The organism is Paenibacillus sp. JDR-2 (assembly GCF_000023585.1).
Taxonomy (GTDB): Bacteria; Bacillota; Bacilli; order Paenibacillales; family Paenibacillaceae; genus Pristimantibacillus.
The window spans coordinates 2954717-2976845 of sequence record NC_012914.1 but is presented as its reverse complement, the minus strand read 5'-3'; the positions used below and the strand labels follow the sequence as shown (position 1 = coordinate 2976845).

The following is a 22129-nucleotide window of genomic DNA, read 5'->3' as shown; positions in this document are numbered from 1 at the left end:
TATTGGGACAAGCTAATGGCGAGACTGACCTTGTATGCGTTTTCATTTCACCTTCCTCCAGTATTCCTTTTTAATCAACAAGCACGAGTCACCTCCTATACCGGCGCTCCTATGAGCGGGATGCTACCAGTATAGAAGAATAACCTTACAGAAACGCTGGATTAATTAAAGGTGAATACTGCAGTATCTATAGGGGCTAAAGGACCCGAACCCCTTCGGTGAATGCATTGACAACAAGCTTCATTTGCTCCGGTGTCTTGACGCTCTCTCCATGAATGGATATTCTCTCAAAGGTTACATTGCTGATCATCCGCTTCTGGCCCATGCCCCGAATATAAGAGCGGCGCGCTGGACCGCCGGTTACGCTGATGGAACGAAACTTGATATTGTCGATGACGCCGCCTTCAGGCTTGAACGAACCTACAATTGAACCGCTGAACATGCTCTCCGCAAAAAAGACATTAAACAGAGGACCCGCCGCATGCTCGATCCGGATTTGCTCGAACGTAATATCACGGATGATTGTATCGTCGATTGCAATGACGGACAGGGCACCGGCGATATCTCCGCAAGTGTTGCTCACTTTGAGCAAGTCGCAGTTCTCGAACCGGATGTTCTCGATAATTTGAGCTTTATTCTCGCAGCCAACCACAATTCCGTTATTGTTGTCGCTCCAGAAGACGCAGTCCACGACATGAATATTGGTCAGCGGCGACCAGTTGCAATCGAAGCGGTCACTCGCCTGCAAGCCTTTTACCGCAACGCAATCATCCTTGCTCCGCACGAAGCATTTCTCAATCCGGACATCCCGGCAGTTGCATGGATTAATGCCATCGGTTGACCATTTGCGTTCATTAATGATCTTCACGTTCGACACAAGCATGTTGTCGCAGTCGTATCCAACAAGCGTCCAACCGAAGGAATCAATAATGGTTATGCCGCTTACTTCAATATGGCTGCAGGCGTTGAAGCCGACGACTTCCGTCGGATATCCTTCCGGGGTGCCGAACGGAATGTCTGACGCGCATAAAATACCCCGGCCGTAGATTTTCACGTTAGAGGCAAACTCGGCATGAATGGTTCCGTAGACGAAGGCGCCTGCTGCCAAATAAACCGATTCGCCGCTTCCTAATGTCATATTGCCCCCATCATGGATTCCCGGGCCAAAATAATGCTTAATCCCGGTGGCGTCGATCGGCGGCTCTTGCTCTAAACCGTTAGCGAATAAATAGAAAGGAAGCTCGAACTGGTCATTCCACTTAATAAACAGCTGACAAGGACGGTCAATTTGGAATGTTGCGGTATTGCCTTCCAGCGTTGATGCAATTCCATACGATTGAGGTCTAACTTCTACCGACTCCACGTTCCATACCGAAGTAATTTCAATGACTGCTTTGCCTTCAAAATCAAAGGAAGCATACGACACGGCACCGCCCGCCATGCCTGGAATATGGTAGACGAACGCCTCCTCGCCATTAATCTTCAACGTATAATCCGGGGAAGGAGCAATCCCTTCCGGCTTCTCATGCAATTTCAATGTCATGTCATTTCCCCCTCAGCTTCTCTTGATCAATGACCCTATCATATTAAAATAGAATCCCTTAAGGCACTGAAGGGATTATGGATATTAACTGATCTGATTATGACTAAATGTGCTGGCCCTAATCCTGATGTAACAGCAAAAGGCGCAAACGAGTTTGCGCCCCTGTCCCTGTTCATTCCTATGCCTGCCAACTGATCCAAACCGGTTCTCCGCCTGCAAATGTAATCACTTCATAGAGCCGGTCGCCAATCCGGTTTGCTTCAGCCGTCCGGCCGTTCACTTCAACTCCGCTAGGCTGGCTTTCGCTGTACCAGACGAAACGTCCGCCCTCGCGCAGCTTGACGCTCCAGCGTCCTTCATGTCCGGTACTCTCAAGCACGCCATCCGCGCTGAGATACTTATCGGCCAAGCCGATGATCGCCGTACCGTCATGAAGCGGGCATCCCTTGAACAGCTTTGCTTCGCCGCGCGCCAATTCGAACGTCCAACCCTCACCGTTTGCAGTTGCCGGAAGCACTCTCGCTTCGCTGCTGAAATGTTCATAGACCAGTATATCTTCTTCGAAAGTTCCGGCAGCAAGGTCGGAATGTCCAACCTGGCCGCTAAGCTTCTCGGCTGTTCCATGCAGATGGAAGGCTCCCACAAAGGTATGGCTGCCCTTTTTGTTCCAAACTTTAAGCGGGATCTCTCCTGCAGTTGGATCCGAATACAAGCAGTCCGCCGTCGGCAGCCCCGGCTGATCGGCTCTTGCAATTCGGCCGTCCGAGTAGACAAGAGGGAGCAAGCTTTCCTTCTCCGTCTCGCCAACCTTGTCGCTGACATAGATCGGACCGCCGCTAAGCGCGCGGAGCAGTGAATGTACCGCAGCGTCGCTGTGCTTGGTCCACCACATATCCCAGTCCGTCCAGAATACGGTGCCATGCACAACAGCATTGTACACATTTTGCATGACATGCTCGGCAAAGCCCTGCGGCTCGTTCGGGAAGAAGTCGTCGCTATTGCGAGATAACGCCGAATTCGCGCGGTTGAATACATTTTCTGAAGCCATGCCCATGCAGTTGATCATAGCGGAATCAAAGTTTTTGCTGACCGAAGCTTCCAGCGCTTCATGCGCTTCCCGGGCGGTGCTTCCGATTGCGCCGGAGTGACCCAGCATATTGCTTAAAATGCTTTGGTAGTCCACCTTGACGAAGTCAATACCGCTTTGCTTCAAGCTTCGGTGCCACTCGTTCCAGAAAGGGAATGCAGCAGCTGCGCTAGGCGCCGGCACCAGCTTGCCGCATCGGGTCGCCGTCAAAGACGATTGATGCCTGATCGCAAGCTCACTGTTTCTCGCAACTCCGTTCCAATACCCGATTAACGTATGCCATACGCCAACCCAGCGCATTCCGTCATTTGCTTTGAGCTTGCCGACTGTACGGGCGAGGCCCCCTGGGAATTTTACCGGATGCGCTTCGAAGGATTTCAGCGCGTAGTCATCATCATCCGACCAGCCCGCATCGATAATCATCCATTTTGCCGGTATCCCTTTCTCCTTCAGCTCAGCCGCTTTATCCAGAAGGCCTTGCTCGGAAATATCGTAGTAGAAGGCATCCCAAGAGCACCAGCCTAAATACTCGAACATCTCGGGATAACGCCGTTCTTCCCGCAGCTTGCCTAGTGAGCCGGAAGCCTCCAGTGCATATTTCATAGCAAGTCTTGCGGAATCAAACGGCGAGTCCCCAAGCGCGATCGCAAAAGCGGGGCTCTCCATATTGGCATAACCTCCAGCATAAGCTGACGTATTGAGGTATAGCCCCGTTTCATCTTCCGCACCGATTATTTCCGTCTTCAGCTGCGGACCGGTAATCGGCACTATGGTCATATGACGCCCATCCCCGAGTTCGGAGGTCAAGGACTGCGTCCTTGGCGGAAGCTCGGACCAACTGCTGCCAAATGCGGGTCTTGTCCACCAGTCCTTATGCAGATGAAGAGCCATGTATCGCTGCTTCGGCTCCGCGGCAGAATCCGGTTGACCAGGCTGGCCTGCTAGCAGCCGAATACCTTCCCGCGCATGAAGCGTACGGCACTTACCGCCTACCATCTCGCTTGCCGATTCGTAATGGATACTGCCGACAACAACGTCTTCTTCACCGTCATGCGTAAATGTCACTGTAAGCGCGATACTCTTCTCCTGATCCTCGTAACGGAATCGTGCCAGCTTGCCGTCCTCACTCCGCTGCTCCTCTGCGAGGTTCAGCATCGGTCTTTCTTCAGCAGTCCCGTCAAGCTCCAATGAAAGTAAGGGAACTAGTCTATCAAATACCGTCATGCCGCCAAGCTTCAGCTTGCCGCCGCTTTCGATTTCCAACCATGGTTTCAATGTCGACACTCCTTATGCACCGTTATATGTTCTAACAATAACGAAACACCCCTGCGGACGCAGGGGTGTGATTATACAAGAAGCATGTAATAATTATGGCTGTTTCATTCTCTAACTCTTGCAACGAGCGCCGAGTGTAAGGATCCGATAGCCGCCTGCTTTTAACGCCAAGCCATTCCCGCTTCCAACCATTGGCGCTCCTTTACGCTCCAACAGATTACTCTCGTACCATTCCGTAACCGTCGGCAGGGAAGCAATTGACAAGGACCGTTCCTCGGCGCCAAGCGTATACCAGCGGACGATGAGATCCCCTGTTTCCTCGGACAGCTTGAATGCGGAGAGCGCAAGACCTTCTCCATGCCAGGTTAAGAAGCTGCGCTCCGGCGCCTCGAGCCCTGTTGATGCTTGATGATGCTGCTTAGCATGCCACGGCGTCTGCAATTGGTACGCCTGTATATAACTCTCATAAGCCGCATCTTCCCCTGCAAATGGAATAATAGAATACGTAAACGTATGCATGCCTTGGCATTGTGCATCCGGCGTCGGGAAATAGCCCCAATCCCCGAGTTCCCCAACCGCTCGCAGCAATGTAATGGCTAGGGTGTTGCGACCGTCGCGAAGCACTTCATATTCATTTAGTCCCAGGTTTGCGACGGTCAGCCCCGATTGCTCATCGTGCAGGCTTACAAATGCCTGCTGATGCTGGCAGTGACTCGGATTATTCCATTCCGGCTCCGGCTGAATCCTGCGCCTTGCCACCTCGAAGATCGAATCGGCCTCCACGTATTCCGCAGCTATATCGGTAGGGAACAATACCCGAAGACGATAATCGCTCGCGGTGTTATTCACCATGGTCACCACGTCAAGCTTCTTCGCATCCTTTTCCAACGTTACGGTAGTCTTCAGGGCGAGCATCGTTTGTTCCGTACTGCGTTGAGCGCTGCGATGCGCGAAGTAGACGAGCTCGCGGCGCTCACGGTCCAGCTCCTCCGAGCCGCATGCCGGAACATCCCATTCATGGACAATTTCATATACGGTGCGGAGCTCGCTTCTCTCCTTAAGCGTAATCTTCGCTGAAAGTCCTGCTGTCGTAATCGGCTGCTCGCCATTTGGCTGACGGAACATATATTCATTGCCGATGTCGCCGGCATTCTCATAGGCAAGCAGATCATGGTAGCTGCGGCCGCTGCGCTTATCCGTCATTGTCAATCTGCCATCCTCTTGAATGACAACATTCAAATAACGGTTATCAAGCATATGGGGTTCGCTCTCGACTCGCTCCGCCTCATGTCGAGATTCAAGCTGACTCTCCTCATGATCCGCTACCCATGCATAAGTGCGATAGCCCATCTGCGGGACATCGGAGGCTAGCATGTGCAATCGGATTGTCCGGGCCAAATAAGGCTGACGGAACTTATCGCTTGGCAGCTCATAACCAAAGCGTACGCCAAGGTCCTCCAAGGCAAATAAGATCTCCCGGCCATGCGCATCCATCACTTTGCCCTTGGCAAACGCGAGATCGCCGAGTTCGGACAACGAGGCTTCACGCGTGTCATAACTGAACGGCAGCCTGCGAATATCCAGCTCGACCGCTACGACACCTGTCCTTTCCCAGCCGGTTGTATTGTAGACAGTAAAAGGAAGACTACAAGCTGCCGCCGGTCTTGTGAAGGCCGTTAAGTCGATAGACGCGTTGATCATCTGCAGGCTTTGCTCGATAATCGATTCGGCGGCATGCGCGCTCTTCGCGAATCTCGTCATCATCTCCGCATGCACCTCATCCACGCTGCAGCCGCAAATACTGTCGTGAGGGTGATTCTGCATCAACGTCTTCCATGCAAAAGTCAGCTTATCGTGCGGGTAAGAAGCGCCTGTAAGTGCCGCCATTGCAGCAAGAGGCTCGGCCGCTCGCTCTAGCAGCGCCTGTCCTCTTTGATTAGCCTGCTTAATGTACACTCTTGCGGAAGCCGTGTTGACAAGCGTTCCCCATCCATCAGTCTTTTGGCTGCGAAGTTCGCCTTCAACGGTCACCAGACTATCCGGCACCTCCTTCGATAGCTGCTCAATATATTCGGGCCAGCTGGCATGGACGAAATCGATATCGGGATACAGCTCCCTTGTCGCTTCAAGCGCTTGGCTTAAATTCAGTTGAACAGGCTGATGATCGCATCCGTTCATGAAGAGAAGATGCTCCGTTGAGGCAAAGCGGCGCGCATCGGCCAGCTTGCTATTCCAGAATACTGCTGCCGAGTCGGCATCGGCAGGAATCTCCATGCCGTTGTTGTACCAGTTGGCGAACAGCACGCCAAGCACCTTCGAGCCGTCCGGCGACTGCCACCACATTTCGGAATAAGGCGACTCGAATGAATCATAGACGGCATTGTTGAAGCCCGTTGGCTTCACTCCCCGGCCAAAGACGGCACAGGAAATACCTGCTTGGGCAAGAATCTGCGGTGCCTGCCCCATATTGCCGAAAGAATCGGGGAAATATCCGATTAAGCAGCTCCCCCCATAAGCAGCCGCGTCTCGCATCCCGATCTGCAGATTGCGTGCATTGGCTTCACTGCTGGTCAGGAATTCATCCTGGAGCACATACCAGGGACCAACCATCAGTCTGCCTTCGCGCACCAGCTTCAGCACTTTCTCCCGCTGCGCAGGACGAACCTCCAAATAGTCGTCCAAAATAATCGTCTGCCCATCCAGATGGAAACTGAGGAATTGTTCATCATTGTCCAGCAATTCAATTAAGCTGTCCATGATATCGATGAGCTGCATATGATGCTTTTCGTAAGGACGGTACCATTCTCGATCCCAGTGGGTATGCGAAATAATATGTGCAGTCGTCTTGCTCAACTTATTCAAACTCCTCTCGCCTGATTGATCTATAGGCCAGGTTTTCCGTGAATCAGCACGACCGGAATCAGGCCTTTTGTCGGCCGTCCGTTAGAAGTAATCTCCACAATCAGATCATAGCGGGATTGCGTCAGCCCGTTCGCCGTAACCGTGAATTCCAGCTCCGTCATGCCGTCGTTGCAATGGTAATGCTCGAGCGAAGCCGCGTATACCGGACTTGGGCTAATACTCCAGCCTTCGGGCAGATGCCATTTCACCTGCAGCCATTGCTGAATAAACAGCTGATTAACAACCTGCAGCTTGAAGGTCATTTCTTTGCCTTCTTGCACATACGGAGCAGCTCCATAATTAAGCCGTACCGTAAAAATCGTAAAGTCATATTCCACCGTAAACGGGCTTTGCGCAAGCCTATCCGAGAATTTACGGTCAATCCATGCGTTTACCCATTCCGGATGCTGATAAAGACCATCGCCTTCTCTCGTCTCAATCGTATAACCCTCCGAAGAAGTGACGTAGTCGCATAGCTCGCTTCCCAGGAATAGCGGAGTCAAGCGGATAATACGGTCCGTAAGCTCGGTTACCGTCTTCGGAATACGCAGCCCTTGATCACCTAAATTCAAGCATAACGTCTTAATGGCATCACCAATCGGCTCTTTCCAATTCTCGGGAATGCTTGCCGCCCCGCCAATGATGCCAAGAATGGATCCTAAGGTTGCAGCCGTACAATCCGTATCCTCGCCGCAGTTATTCGCTATACAGATGCTCTTCGCGAAATCCCCTTCTCCATAAAGCCAGCCCAATATGGTAATGCCGACATTGCTTGGCGCGTCGTAGCCCATAGGACCAACAGGCACGTCCGTTGGAAGATCTTTCTTGGCCATCGCCAAGATGCCGAAGCTGCCCGGCACATCGTTCATCAGCTTCACGCGTGCTTCCTGCCATGTTGCGCCTGCCGCATAAGAGGCACGGACAGAAGCTACCCCTTTGGCAATGCCGCTGTCTTCCGGAATATAGGACAGACCAATATCAATGAGCGTATCCCGGTTGCTTTCTACGAATGCCGCGCTTTGAATAGCCGCAAAGAATACCTCGGCATAGACCCCTTCGTGGCTATGATCCACAATCGCATCTTCATAAGCGTACTTGACAGCCAGTTCGGGATGACCAGGCGTCAGGCATGCCCAAATCTCCGAGCGGATCCATGCTCCGTTGCTGTCCCGGAATACGTTATTCACATAGCCGGATAACGGCGGAACAAGACCCTGCCGCATATTATTTTTACCGGCTCCATATTCGCCCCAGTTGGGTACGATGTAGGAGAGCCAGTATTCGCCCAGAATCCGTGCGTTAACATTACGGCCGTATTTCTCCGCCGCGTTCAGCCACACCAGCTGCAAATCCAGATCATCGTTTGGGAGCGGCTCGCCGTTTAGTTCCTGCGTGTAGAAATCGAAATCGAATACACCGCGCTTGCATTCAAACGGGGCACCCAGCGTGCCTCCGATGTTTTTGCCGATCCAGCAGCCCGTTACTTTCTCCCGGTAATTCTGTAATGTCAGCTTCATATGTAATTCCTCCCGTTAAGTGATAATCGCAGTATAGCAACGAGGTCACTCTAATCAAATGAACGATCTTTGGCATTCGCGGCATCGCGAGCTAAAGATCGTCCATCTGGTCTTCCGTTAATAGCGTTACTTCAGAACAGCTCCATATTGGCGAAGCAAAATGAGATACACGCTTGATGTCCAGGTATAGGCCAAATCCCGCAGTCCACGGCCCGTCATCGCATCGAAATTCTCCGCCATGCCTGTCTTCTCTACCATACGGCAGAACCTCCGCGCCACCTCACGCGCAAGCTCCTTCTTACCCGAGCGGTCCAGCCCTTCGATAACCAGCAATGTGGAAGGCGCCCAGATCGGGCCGCGCCAATAACCGTCGCTCCGGTATCTTGGACTGTCAACCCGCTCGGTAGCCAATCCGTAATCCGTCAAATAACGGCCTTCCTGGCTCAAATCTTTCGTCAAGATATGAATAACCTCATCAGGCAGCGCTTCGCCTAAGATTAAAGGTAAATACAGAATCAGGCTGTCTGCCTCGACGGTCTCCCCCGTTTCCACATGGAGAGCCGTAAATTTGCCGTCCTTCCAGAATTGATCGAGCATACGCGTTACGAGAAGCTTACGCTGCTCGGCCCATTGCTCCGCTTCTTCCTGAAGCCCGATCTTCCTTGCGATCCGCTCCAATGTCTCCATCTGTACGGATAGAAAAGCAGCAAGATCGGGAGAACGAACCGGCCCGCCTAGACGGAATATCGTCGCATTGTCCCAGCCGCTGTCGTTGCCATGAATATAATAAGGCAAGCCTAGACCGCCTTCATCCCGATAGGTGAGCCACCAGCGCGTCCATTGACAGAGAGGTCCATAGAGTCCAGGCAGCTGCTCTTCAACGAAATCAGGCGCAAGCTCCCATAGCTTCGATAATGCCCAGCCATGGATAGGCGGCTTCGTAAAGTTCGGCAGAGCGAATCCGTCATTAATCAAATCCGGAAGCATGCCAACGCCCTCCTGATGATCAAACGGCAGCATGAACTGATCCCATGCAAGCTTTATATCATGCGGAGCAAGCGCAATGGCATTAAAGCAATGATCCCAGCTCCATACGTTGGTCATATGGTTTTTGGACATGAGCATGGCTGGACGCTTTAGCAGACCCGATGGCCGTACTATTCCAGAACCATTCACGTAAGCCGCCATCGCTACTCCCTCCGTTGACATGCTGTCACGCTCTATCCCGGTATAGACCTGCTCGAGCCAAGACTCGTATTCCTGCTTCGCCTCCAGCACGCATTCCTCAAACGACCGATAAGGCTTAGGCCCGCTCCATGTCGAAGCAAATTCCTCGATTTCAAAGGAAAGCTCGCCCGTTTGTTTATCCGGTGCAAGCTCCAGCACAATATCCGTGCTTTTTACTTCCTCCCAGACAGACATGATATGCAAATGACCGGACAGCGCTTCGACACGATAATTCATTCGCTGAGTGGAAGCGTTAATGAAGCAGCGTTCTCCCCCAAATCCGTATACAAAGTCGTAGCTTCCCGTCGTTGCCTTAACGAGACGAACGCCAACACCGGCGCCTCTCACGCGCAGGGTATCGAGATCGGACCAGCAGAAGCTGGCCGATCCCTTCTCGTGTTCCATGGTTAATACGGCAGGAGATGCAACCATGCTGACATCGCCCAGCACCTCACCGTCCGTCACCAATTGGATACGGAATACTTCACGGCGGGGAAGATCAAAGTTGCCGCCGCGAAGCGTTCGGAAATAAAGTCCAGGCTCAATGTCCATGAAGTACGGCGGTTGACCCAATGCCAGATAGGAGCCTTGGCGGCTGAAGGGCATCGCCTCAAGATTTATCGTAAGCTCTTGTTGTTGTGAAATACTCATTGCAGCCAATTCGCACCTTCCCTGAATAACTTGATGGCTTTATAGATCATCATCGCGGACTCCGCGCGTGTTGCCGACGTGCGCGGATGGACGGCTCCTTTGCCATCGCCCTGCATAATACCTGATTGAAGCAATTGATTTAAACTTTCCGTTGCAAATGCGGATGCTTGGGACAGATCGCTTACCTTAGGCGCATTAGCGCTTGGCAGCAGCAATTGCGCCGCCTGCGCGGCCTTGTACAGCATGACCGCAAGCTCCTCGCGCGTAATCAGCTGCTGCGGATGGAAGGAGGTCGGGCTGGTGCCGTTCACGATGCCAAGTGAATAAGCAATTTGAATCGCATCGGCCGACCAGCTTCCTTCGTCAACATCCTTAAACGGATGGCCGGCAGCACCGGAACCAGCCGTCAGTGCAAATGCTCTGACAAGCATGGCCGCGAATTCTTCCCGCGTCACGTCCCCCTGCGGATCGAATCGATTGCCCGCTTTGCCTTTAAGAACACCTCGGTCCGCCAGCTGTTCAACCGCATTCTTCGACCAATGGTCTTGCATATCGGAGAAGGAAGAAGAAGCCGATTTTATGATAAATGACCCCGCCTCTAAGGTTCTGAACACCATTTGACCGGAGACCGCATCGTACCAGCTGTTCACGACTGGCACTTCGCTGCCGTCTTCCTTGAGCTGAACAATAATGACACGATCCCCTTTCTCGCCAGGCTTCAGCGTATACGGGAAGCTTAACTGTACCGGACCAGGGAGAGGAACAGTCCCGGATTGCTTGGCATCCGCCTGCAGAGCTACGCTAATTCCTGTTCCTGCAGCTCCTGCCAGTTTATTAAACGTAAAGGTAAACACTGTCGCATTGGCCGGCAGCAAGAACGCGTCCGTTTTCACACTCATGCTTCCGGTAGACGTGTCGATGAGCAGCGCAAGTCCAGCTTGCTTCATCGTGATCAGAGCGCCAGCCGGCAGCTCGACTTGAACACTTTCCGCTTGGACAGTTGGCGGCAATTGGATGTGGAATACGCTAGGCCATGGATCATTTATCCCTGCCGTTGCTGCTAGCAGCTTCAATTGCTTTAAGAGATCCGCATACGTGTTAACCGCACCCTGAAGCGCCTGCCCGTTTACGCTTGCAAGTACCGGAGCAGAGCCGCCGCCGGAGATGTTATTGGCTGGAACCTGATAGACAGCCAGTGCCGGAAGATGTGCGCCGATATAAGCCTTCACTTGTTCGATCTTCTGTTCCTTGCTTAACGAGCCGTTCTTGACAATAGATGTTATGGCAGCCACAAAATCGCTGGCGGGAGTGGAAGACGTAATAATCGACCCGCTGCCGCTATGCTCTGTCTCGCTTCCGCCTAATGACAGCGAAAGCGTTGCGCCCGTGATCTCTTCAGGCTTGTCTTGAAGCAGCTTCATCAGTTTGCTTTTCACAACCGATACCGTTGCTGTACCCGCATGCAACGCCTTGAACTGTAAATCAAGCACTGCTGAATTGTCGGAAACGGTAGCACCTTGCTTGACTTGGCTTGCAAGGTAGTCGATATTCCCGTCTTCTGCCGTTACCAGCTGGAATCCCACCGGGGCACCAGCCGTATCGAGTAAATCATACGCATCCGTATTCACCTGACGCTGCGATGCATATTCGAAATAACGCGGCTTTGCCGAAACAAATTCAAGCGCCGTCGCATCGTATGCGATTTGCAGCTGTACTCCGTATAAATGGCCGACCCCGCTGCCCTTAATCGTTACGTTCACCAGTTCCCCTTGTACCGACGGGGCTGCGGTAACCGCTGGCAATGCCGGAGCGTTCGCCTCGGCCCTTGGAGCCGAAGTTAGTCCCAGCGCAATAACCATAGCAAGCAGCATACGAAACATTTTCACAAGCAGTAACCTCCTCGACCTATAATGAGTGCACTTACTAAGGAATAAGGGATAGATATTCATTCGAAATAATCGTCGGATCAGCAAATTCAGGTCCTGTCCATGCCACCTCGTAATGATCTCCGCCGCCGTCCTGCTTCATTAAACCTTCTACATAATAGGAGTGGCCTGCTTCGAGATAGATGTCGGACGTAATCTGATCTCCAGGGTACTTCTGCCACTCATAGGGATTAGCCCAATAATTAAGAAAGGCAATCTTCGTCTTGTTGGCTGGATCGCTGTCCGTGCTGAGCCATAGCTGTCCATGATCGTCACTAGCCATATAGAACTTGTAAGTGCCGGATACGGCAGGCTTCAAATAACCGCTTATGCGAATGCCGTAATCATCGCCTTGACCGCGGGGCGCATCGAAATTCTCGATAACGTCTGTGCGGTTAGGTGCGGTGTCCAGTGGAATCTGATCAATCGATTCTCCGTCGATATTGGTCCATACTTCAAGCTTCAAGCCAGCGTTCTCCTGCTGCTCCGAACGAGGCGTGCGAACATGAATATCATCGACTTCAAATGCGCTGTATTCATGAGACACCCCGATGTAACCACGCGTAAAAGTTGAATCGGCAGCGGTCAAGATCGTCACAGCACCTCCTGCATCCATCGTGTCGACTTGAAGATTGCCAGCTCCATCGGATGTGATTTTGTAAGTTAATGTTGCCCACTCGTCCTTCGGATGATCGACCTCTGCCAATACGGTCGTATTGCCGTCCTGAAGCTTCAGCAGCTTGGCTGTATCCTTCGTAATCTGGAATGCATAACCGTTGCCGGCATCCTGCATATAGAACAGCATTCGGCCCAAGTTAGCCGAGCCGCCTCCGCCTAGCATCAGAGATGCCGAGTACGTCATCTCTCCGTCGACAATAGCCCCTGTATAGAGCGCTGTTGTGCCTCCGCCGAAGTTGTTCACCTTCAGCTTGCCGTCTGCAACGTTCATGGCTCCAAGATCCCAATTATCAACAGTTCCTTCGAAGGATTGATTATAAGTAACGATCGTATCAATTGTTGCCTCATTCTCCGTAACCGGTCCAATGCTGACATTGTCAAACGACGAGAAGCTCCATGTCGCGCCTGCACCCGCATATCCGCCAATGAAATCGGAATCCGTTACATTATTAAATAGAAGCTTGGCGATACCGTCCTTCTTGGCGATTATCGTATACTGATCTCCGCTATTGCGTTTAACGGTATACTCTACCGGCGTCCACTCCGGATTGGTATAGGCTGTTCCTCCCAGCTTCGTCACAGCACCGTCCTTCACTTTCATGAAGAGGGTCTCGGAAGGGGTCAGGTCCAGCATGTAATAGTTATCGTCGTCCTGCCTGTTGAACACGATCTGGGCGCGATTGAGATCACCGCCTCCACCACGTGTAACCGTTACACGGTAGTCGAAGGTTTCTGGCAGCAGACCACCCGAGTAGTAAGCGCGTTCATAGCCTTGCTGACTGCTCTTCAGTTGTCCTCCATCCAGTATCATTGACGACGACAAGTTCCAGTTCTCTGCGGTATTGTCATCGAAGTTCTGCGAATACTGCGTGATATACGGGGAGATCTCCGTTACTTCTCCTGCCACGTATAAACGAGCCGTCCGTTCTTCTGACTTTGGCGATTCCACTTCCGGATTGGCAGAAGATACGGCTGTAACCGTATACGCATAGTCCACACCTTTTTCCGCCTGAAGATCTTCATAGCGGTTATCTTCAATTGCCGTTGCCAGGAGCGTCCAATCCGCATCCCCCTCGGCCTTGCGATAGACATTATAATTGCCGGATTTCTTCTCCCAGTACAAGCGGATCCGGTCACTTTCGCCAGTTACGGTCAAGTATGATGGAGCGGCATTAGACGGCGTCACCTTGGCAATGACAGTCGCAGACTGCTCTTCTCCGCTGTTATGCTCCACTACCCGATAAGCATACGCTGCACCGTTCGTTAATCCGTTATCAACATAGGAGGTGTCTGTCAACTGACCAGCTATCTCCACGAATGCACCGCCCGGCGCATCTTGCCTTTCGACGGAGTAGGTAGATAATGGCTTATCCTGCGAATCTTCCACTCTTCTTGATAAAATGTACAGATCTTTGCCGTCAATCAACCGGTCGCCATTCACATCATAAGCATCTTTTATACGTGAATCGCTATTGTTGTCGACATTCTTAGCCACATTCATCAGGTCACCTAACGTTGTTGAACCGTTACCATACCAGTCGAGTGTCGCCTCACCTGAACCCGAATAGGCGTTTAATGCGAGACCTTCCGTCTCATCTGGACTTCCTGGAGGGGCTATCTTCCAGAAACCGTAGCACTGTCCAGCGACAAAAGCATATCTCGTCTTCGGATTAACGCGAATCCAGCTTGTTTCACGCGCCCCAACTGGGCCAGAGTCAATTACGCTGTTGCGGTCATTCCGGTTGATTACTTCCCAGGACTGCCCTGCATCCTTGGAACGAAGGACCGCCGCATCCGACATATACGTATTAGCCGGTCCGCCCGTATAGACAATAGAAGGGTCAACCGGATCAACCGCCACGGTGGAGAACCGCTGCATGCCGTATTGATCGACTGGTACGGAAGGCTTCAGATCCGTCATTGTCTTGGCAGTGAGATTATAAGAATATAATCCGTCCCAAGTTGCAGCATAGACGACGTTTCGGTCTTGATCGTAGGCGACATCTCTCACATCCTGAGGGAATGTGGCCACCGTATTCCAGGACAAGCCATGATCACGTGACACGACGACTTTACGTCCTTTAGCACCATAAAGCTCATGATCGCCTCCAGGATTGGAGGTTAATACTCCGTTTGCACCAATCATGCGCTTCCATGTTCTTCCTTGATCGCTGCTTCGATACTCATGTACAAATAAGATCTGATCATTCGTTGGATCCGCGTAAGCGGTTTCTAAACCTTGCAGATGAATCTGCCCGCCATTCGCATCTTTCCCAAGATCGACTTGGTTAAAGGACTTGCCGCCATCGCGGCTTACGGCAATATCCTTCGTGCCGTCCCAATATTTGCGGGCAACAATCAGTACATCCTCCGTTACCGCATAGGCGCCATATCCCCAGCCGCCCCATTCCCAGTCGCTGAAATTGACATATTTCCAGCTCGTTCCTCCATTAACGGTCAGCCCTCCGTTGTAATCCTGCGAGGCAACGAAGAGCAAGTCCGGATTATCGAGATTAAAATTGAATGAACCGCCGATCATAACCCCGCCGTAGCCGTTATTCGCCCATGCAAAATGAGCTCCGCCATCTGTCGTTGTCGTCATCCAGTCTCCGCCGAATGCCCACGCCTTCTTCTCATCTGTTGGATGCCAGGCATAGATCTGCTGGCGGGCATTAAACGGACCAAAGTGATAGGTATTGTCTTTGATCGATTCGGTCCACGTTACTCCGCCGTCCGTCGTATAATACGTCTTGGTCGAGAACCATGGATCACCCTCCGTGAAGCCATCCTGCTTATCCATAACATTGTTGCAGATCATCATACGATCCGGATTAACAGGGTTGACCTGCAAGTACATTGGATTCCAGGTTGGGAACGATGTCGACTCTACCTTCTGGAATGATTCCCCGCTGTCCGAGGATACGTATAAGCCGTCGTTCTTATTGATATAAACATTATCCTCTCGTGAACTCACCACACTCATGCTCTTAATATCGCCAGCTTCCTTAAGCGTGTAGGTAGCCCCGCCATCTACACTCTTATAGAAGCCGTCATTACGAGCTGAATACACATAGCCTTTGGTCGGATGAACCGCAATTTGACCACCTGCATAAGCACTCGTGTTAGGCAGCTCTGCCCATGTATGGCCCCCGTCTATCGACTTATAGATAGCAGGGTGGATCTCTGGATTCTGATAAGGATTCACTTCCCATGCTGCCCTGCTCCAGTAGACGACCGCGCTGCCTCCAATAGAATCGTCATAACTAGATGGGTCAAAGGCAAGCTGCGTCCGGTAATCCCGGTAGGCTACAATTCTTGCCCCGAATACCTGGCTCCAGCTGCCTGCTTTATTCTCCGACAAATAAAGTCCGTTGGCATCATTAGCCATGGAATTGCCGCCTGCCATCAATACTCTATTCTCATTGTTCGGATCGATAACAACCGTACTGCCGCCGCGCGACTTCAGCCCGATATTCGCGGCCTCCCAATGATCTCCGCCATCCAGACTGCGGTAGACTCCTCCTACATCCGTTGTGAATACCAGAAATTGTCCGTCCTTGGAATCTACGGCTAGTCCTTGCAGCCACTGCGTACCATCCCCGCCGATATTCCCTGCATTCAACGCAGATTCCGTAGCAAACGGAATATTTACCCAGGATTCTGCTGATACCGGCCAAGCCATTGTGAATAACAGGATAAGTGCAAGCAGGCCGCTGGCGAATCCCTTTTTCTTTCCTATTCTCCATTTCATCCATAAAGCTCCTTCCCTATTCTTCCTCATAGAGAGCAAGCCGCTCCTAACGACTATGCGTTTAGAACGGCTTGCTTTTCCTGCTTTTAAGAGCTGTTATTCAGTTACTTACTTGCCTTTGGAGGCCAGGAACTCCGCCCATTGACGCTGGACTTCGGCATTTACCTTATCCATGCCAGCTGCTTTTTCTTTCTTTTCCAGCTTAGGCAGATAAACGTCTGGATCAAGAAGACCCCAATACATCGCAGCGAATTCCGACGTTGCCGCCGTCAACGCATTTAATTCCTTGCGGACCGGTTCTTCGTCGAAGAAGAAGCCAAGATTTTTAACTGGAATTGCAGACGAGTTGAACGTTTTGAACTGCTCCCACTTATCATCAGCTTCACCAGGCTGCAGGTAGTTCAAGAATTGGTTGCCGTAAGCCCAGTTCATGCCTTTAAGCGAGTATTTGCCTTCAATCGGCTCAATGCGGTTGTCTCCAACTTTCGTGTAGTCAACGCCCTCTTCGCCAAAGTTGATCAGGTTGTTCAAGTACTTATCGTTCATATACAATTCCAGGAACATCATAGCCCGTTCCGGATTTTTGGATGTGCTTGAGATGGCTGTTGAGGATCCAAGCGCTGCATCGTTCGTAATATAAGGCTCGGTAACGATATTTTGTGCGTACACCGCATCTTTCGGGAATGCCGGATTGCCTTTTGCCGCTGCGTTAAGCTCCGCATCCTTGCCTGGCTTAAGCTGCATCCAGCTTGCGAATACCTTTCCGGTGTTGATTAAGTCCACATCGCGCTTTGTAGCTGCGTCTTTGCGGATAAACCCTTTTTTATAGAAGTCGTACCACAGCTTTCTCATTTCCAGCGCTTCCGGCTGGTCGTACAGCTTCACGAGCTCCATGGAGTCATTATCCGTGCGAAGCGTCCAGTTGCCCGCATTCAGCGTTTCAAATGTAGTGCGGCCTCTAAGCGGCTCCTGGTTCTCGTCGATTGGTACAAGATCCGGCTCAACCTCTTTGATTTTAGCCAGAATGGGTTCAATATCCTGGAAGGTCTTCACTTTCGTCATATCGATGCCATACTTGTCCGCAATATCCTTGCGCCATACCCAGCCCCAAGCCTCTGCGATATCCTTGTTGCCCGGAACGGCATAATATTTGCCCTTTACTTTCGTGCTGTCCCAGATCGCATCCGTGAACAGTGCTTTTGTCTGCGGCAAATATTTATCCAGCGCGTCTGGCGTAATTTCGTAATAAGCGCCTTTTTGCGCATTGGAACGGAACCATCTCCACGATGGAGCAAAAATCATATCGAACTCTTCACGAGTCGTAAGCATGGCATTAACCTTCGTATCCCATGAGCCTACATCGATATATTCCATGTCAATCGTTGCATTAAGCTTCTCTTGCGTATACTTGTTGATTGCTGCCAAGATACGGTCCTGATTCGGCGGAATCTCACCGAACGTCATCATGTACCATTTCAGCGTTACCGGCTTGGAAATATCAATTCCGTTGTCTTCCGGCTTTGCTGTCTCTCCCGCGTTGCTGGACGCATTGCCAGGCGTTGTTGTTGAAGCCGAGTTCTTCGTCTTCTCGTTGCCTCCTGAACAAGCCGCAAGCATGGTTGTAATAAGAACAAGTGCAAGCATCAAGAACATGCTGCGAGTAGAGCGGGCTTTCTTGTTAACCATGGTTATCCCCCTATTGCGTAATTTATGTTCATCCGGTTAATCCCGGTTGAAACCAGCTTTGGACTAGCCCTTGATTGCACCAATCGTCAGACCTTTGACAAAGTACTTTTGCAAAAACGGGTATATAAGAACAATTGGTCCCATGGTGATCATGGCCATAGCCATCCGTATCCCTTCGCTTGGGGCATTGGCGAGTGACGTTGCGATGCCGGAAGCGTCCTGACTGTATTCTCGTATAGCCTGAATATTCGTCATGATCCGATAGATCATATATTGAAGGTTCGACAGCTTCGGATCGTTAATCAGCATGAGCGGCAGCCAATAATCGTTCCAGAAACCGACGGCGGTAAAGATAGCTACCGTAGCAATCGCGGGAAGCGAAAGCGGCAATACAATCTGGAAAAAGATACGGTATTCTCCTGCGCCGTCGATCTTAGCCGACTCCAGCACTTCGACAGGTATGGTGCTCTTGTAGAACGTACGCATGACGAAGACGAAGAAGCCATTAAATATGCTTGGCAAAATCATGGCCCAGATGGAATCCTTCAGACCAAGCACTTGCGTGCAAACGAGATACCAAGGCACCATCCCGCCGCCGAACAGCATTGTGAAGTATAGGAAGAAGGTAAAAAAGTTGTTGTACTTCAAGTCCTTCCGCGACAATGGATAAGCATACAGCGCAACCATTAACAGCGTGAGCATCGTGCCGACAACCGTGTTAAATATCGTTATTTTGTAAGCATTTAATATGCCGGATAGGTTCGTATCCATAAGAAACCTGTAAGGCTCGATGCTGAATTTGCCCGGGATGAAGTTGTACCCCTGGTTCAGCAAAGACGTTTCATCCGTGAACGAGACGGAAAGTACCAACACAATCGGCAGCAAACAAAGCAGGACAAGCACGATAAGAAATAAATTGACGATAATATTGGTCGTTCGCGATATCGATGTTCCCATTTTCCGCTCAGCCCCCTCTAGAATAACTTGCTCTCAGGATCAATCTTGCCGGCTATCCAGTTGACGCCAACGACCATAAAGAAGCCGAGTACGGACTGGAACAAACCGACAGCCGCGCTGAGAGAAATGTCTCCCGATGACATCAAGGCATTGTAGACATAGGTGTTAATGACATCCGTTGTCTCTTTCAGCACGCCTTGATTGAGCGGAACGTTATAGAACAAACCGAAGTCGCTGCTGAATATGCCGCCGACCGCCAATATCGTTAAGATAATCATCATCGGCTTGAGCAGCGGAATCATGATTTTACGAATTTGCTGTCCTCTGCTTGCACCGTCGATGGCAGCTGCCTCATACAGCGATTGGTCCTGTCCGGCGATAGCCGCCAGATAAATAATGACGCCGTAACCGGTGCCCTTCCAATGAGCAAAGAAAATTAATATAAACGGCCAATACTTCGGATCGGTATAAAAACTGATTTGTTCAATGCCAAAGGGCTTTAGAATTCCCATATTGATGAAACCGTTTGGCGAGAGGAACGCGTAAGCCAGATAACCAACAATGACCCATGACAGGAAATACGGCATGAACATGATTGTCTGATAGGTCTTGGCGGATTTACGATTGCGAATTTCATTCAAGGCAATGGCAACCGAAACGGCAATAACGAGTCCAAGCACAATGTTGATCACGTTGTAACCGATTGTATTTCGCATAATTCGGTACAAATCCGGCGAGTCCCAGAAAAACTGGAAGTTGTAGAACCCTACCCACTTGCTGTCAAACAGCGTTGACCAGAAGCTGTTGCTGTACGTAATATACTTGAACGGTATGACCAGTCCAACCATGGGCAAGTAAGCGAATACAAGCAGAAAAATGGCTCCGGGTAAAAACATGCTGTACAAGGCTCCATGCCTTCTCATCTCGAAGAAGAAGCCCTTTCTCAATCTTTTGCTCTCAACTTCCGCGCCTTGTAAAAGGCCGTTTGCTACAATGTCTCCTGTTGCCTTTCTCAAACAGGCTCCCTCCCTGCACTTGTTCATTCATCGTTTGAATTCGTCTTAATCGTACAAGGAAATAAAGCGTTTTCGAAGGATATTATCATAGGGAAACACTGCACATTTTATAGATGATGCCTTATTAAGAGAGGTAAGGCTTAGGCCTGCAGCTTCAGTCGATTTGCCTGAATCTCGAAGCTGAACACCGTCCGTCCCGGCTCGCTTTCGATTCGCAGACCGGCTTCCTGGCCAAATACAGCCACAAGTCTCAAATGAACATTGAGCAGGCCGATTCTCTCCGACGTCTTTACGCTTGCACTCTGAGCCAGCCTATCCGTAATTTCTATTAATCGTTCCGGCGAGAAGCCGGGGCTGTCATCGCAAATGGCAATCCTAATCCGCTCGCCAGCCATCTGAACCTTCAAGGAAATACAACCGCCTTCTATCCGTCTTTCAATGCTGTGCACAATGGCATTCTCAATTAATGGCTGAAGAGTGAATTTCGGCAGCTCCAGCTGCTGTGCATCTTCGTCAATTTGCATCTTGAACTGCAGCTTGTCGCGAAAACGAAGCTTCAATACTCGGATGTAATGGCTGATGAAATCCGCTTCCTGCGCAATCGTATTCCACTCGCTCCGCCAATCCATGCTCTGGCGGAACAGCTTCGAGAAGCTGGCCACGATATCCGCCGTTTCCGTATCCCGCTTCTTCACCAAGGTCATCCGTATGGACTCCATCGTATTGAATAGAAAATGCGGATTGATTTGGCTTTGCAGTGCCCTCAGCTCTGCATCCTGCTTCTCAATAATGAGCTGTTTGCGTTCTATATCCTGCTGGTACACTTCCGAGATCAGCTCGTTAATACGATGGATCATATTGCGGAACCCCCGGTTTAGCTCTCCTATCTCATCTCCCGTATGATCGGGTTCAGGCGCGGCCATTCTGCCATCCCTAATGTTCGCCATATGACGGACTAACTGCTTCAGGCGCCGTGACAGCCTTTCGGAGAAGATCATCATCATAAGCAGTGAAATTAGCACGCAGACTAGGCAGACCAGCAGGCTTTGACGTACGATGTCTCCGATATTGGACAGTACCGAGCCTGATGAGAAAATCGCAACAAGCTTCCATCCTGAGAACGGACTTCTGAGTTCCAACGGGAGCGATACAACCGTAGGACCATCGTTCTTCGCATTATTCAGTAACGGGGCAATGCCCGGAATTTGGTCGAAGGCTTGTCCGATATAATCGCGGTTGGCATTGGCCGTCATGACCCTCCCTTGCGCGTCAAGCAGATAGATCTCCTTGTTGCCGGTCTCCATCTGGATATATTTATACAACGTCGATTCCGCTACGCTTAGCTGCAGCAGATGCGTATAGTTCGTCACACTGGCCAGCTGCCGCCCGATGACAATTTCCTGCCGGTTGTTCTGGGCATCCTTCTTTAATCCCAGGAACACATTATCGCCTCTGGCTTTCATGAGCTCCTGTGACCAATCTTCTCTCTTCAGGTCATCGGTCAGCTCCAGCAGGAAGGTACGGTCCTTAATCGTCGATGGATTGTCCGAGAACAGAACCATCTCTGTTTTGTTATTCAGAATCGTAAGTCCCGACGAATAGGTATCAAAGATGGTGCTGTAATCTTTCTGGTACTGAACGAACTCCTCTTCTGTCGCTTCAAGGCCTCTGTATTCCGTATCGAGATAATTCGTAAGGGAGCGGTCCAGCATGATACGGTCAGAAAACTTCATAATATTCGTGATTTCATCCGATATATTCGCGCCGATCTGCTGCAAGCCAATTTTGTTGATACGGTCGTTGTTCTGAAGCGTTACACTCGTCAAGCTGCTGATCAAATAATAGCCTAGTACTATAATTGGGATCAGTACAACAAGCAGGTAGGACAGCAGCAGCTTCTTGCGCATCTTCATCG

At 50.9% G+C, this 22129-nt stretch carries 11 protein-coding genes; all 11 read right to left on the bottom strand.

Annotated features, from left to right (window positions below):
* Window positions 1-196: 196 nt before the first annotated feature.
* The 11 genes from PJDR2_RS13045 to PJDR2_RS12995 all read right to left on the bottom strand — a co-directional run bounded on the left by PJDR2_RS13045 (window position 197) and on the right by PJDR2_RS12995 (window position 22127).
* Window positions 197-1543: a glycosyl hydrolase family 28 protein gene (locus PJDR2_RS13045; RefSeq protein WP_015844167.1), complete on the bottom strand. Its 1347-nt coding sequence runs from the start codon at window positions 1541-1543 to the stop codon at window positions 197-199.
* A 178-nt stretch (window positions 1544-1721) separates the two neighbouring features.
* Window positions 1722-3905, bottom strand: a complete 2184-nt coding sequence (locus PJDR2_RS13040) for a Sip1-related alpha-galactosidase (protein ID WP_015844166.1) — start codon at window positions 3903-3905, stop codon at window positions 1722-1724.
* 111 nt (window positions 3906-4016) lie between these two features.
* Window positions 4017-6758: an alpha-mannosidase gene (locus PJDR2_RS13035; RefSeq protein ID WP_015844165.1), complete on the bottom strand. Its 2742-nt coding sequence runs from the start codon at window positions 6756-6758 to the stop codon at window positions 4017-4019.
* A gap of 29 nt (window positions 6759-6787) precedes the next feature.
* Window positions 6788-8323, bottom strand: a complete 1536-nt coding sequence (locus PJDR2_RS13030) for an ADP-ribosylglycohydrolase family protein (RefSeq protein ID WP_015844164.1) — start codon at window positions 8321-8323, stop codon at window positions 6788-6790.
* Between the two features lie 126 nt (window positions 8324-8449).
* Window positions 8450-10201, bottom strand: coding sequence for an amylo-alpha-1,6-glucosidase (locus PJDR2_RS13025; protein ID WP_015844163.1), 1752 nt, complete (start codon window positions 10199-10201; stop codon window positions 8450-8452).
* Window positions 10198-12081 carry an S-layer homology domain-containing protein gene (locus PJDR2_RS13020; protein WP_265525183.1) on the bottom strand — a complete coding sequence of 628 codons (1884 nt, stop codon included), beginning with the start codon at window positions 12079-12081 and terminating at the stop codon, window positions 10198-10200. Before PJDR2_RS13020 ends, PJDR2_RS13025 begins: the two co-directional genes overlap by 4 nt.
* Window positions 12082-12124: 43 nt before the next feature.
* The gene (locus PJDR2_RS13015; RefSeq protein ID WP_015844161.1) at window positions 12125-16555 is read right to left on the bottom strand and encodes a VPS10 domain-containing protein; all 4431 of its coding nucleotides are present in this window, start codon (window positions 16553-16555) and stop codon (window positions 12125-12127) included.
* Window positions 16556-16663: 108 nt separating this feature from the next.
* Window positions 16664-18241, bottom strand: coding sequence for an ABC transporter substrate-binding protein (locus PJDR2_RS13010; RefSeq protein ID WP_015844160.1), 1578 nt, complete (start codon window positions 18239-18241; stop codon window positions 16664-16666).
* A 63-nt stretch (window positions 18242-18304) separates the two neighbouring features.
* Window positions 18305-19198 carry a carbohydrate ABC transporter permease gene (locus PJDR2_RS13005; RefSeq protein ID WP_015844159.1) on the bottom strand — a complete coding sequence of 298 codons (894 nt, stop codon included), beginning with the start codon at window positions 19196-19198 and terminating at the stop codon, window positions 18305-18307.
* Window positions 19199-19215: 17 nt separating this feature from the next.
* On the bottom strand, window positions 19216-20214 hold the full coding sequence (locus tag PJDR2_RS13000) for an ABC transporter permease (protein WP_015844158.1): 999 nt from the start codon (window positions 20212-20214) through the stop codon (window positions 19216-19218).
* Window positions 20215-20354: 140 nt separating this feature from the next.
* Window positions 20355-22127, bottom strand: coding sequence for a cache domain-containing sensor histidine kinase (locus PJDR2_RS12995; RefSeq protein ID WP_015844157.1), 1773 nt, complete (start codon window positions 22125-22127; stop codon window positions 20355-20357).
* Window positions 22128-22129: the final 2 nt, after the last annotated feature.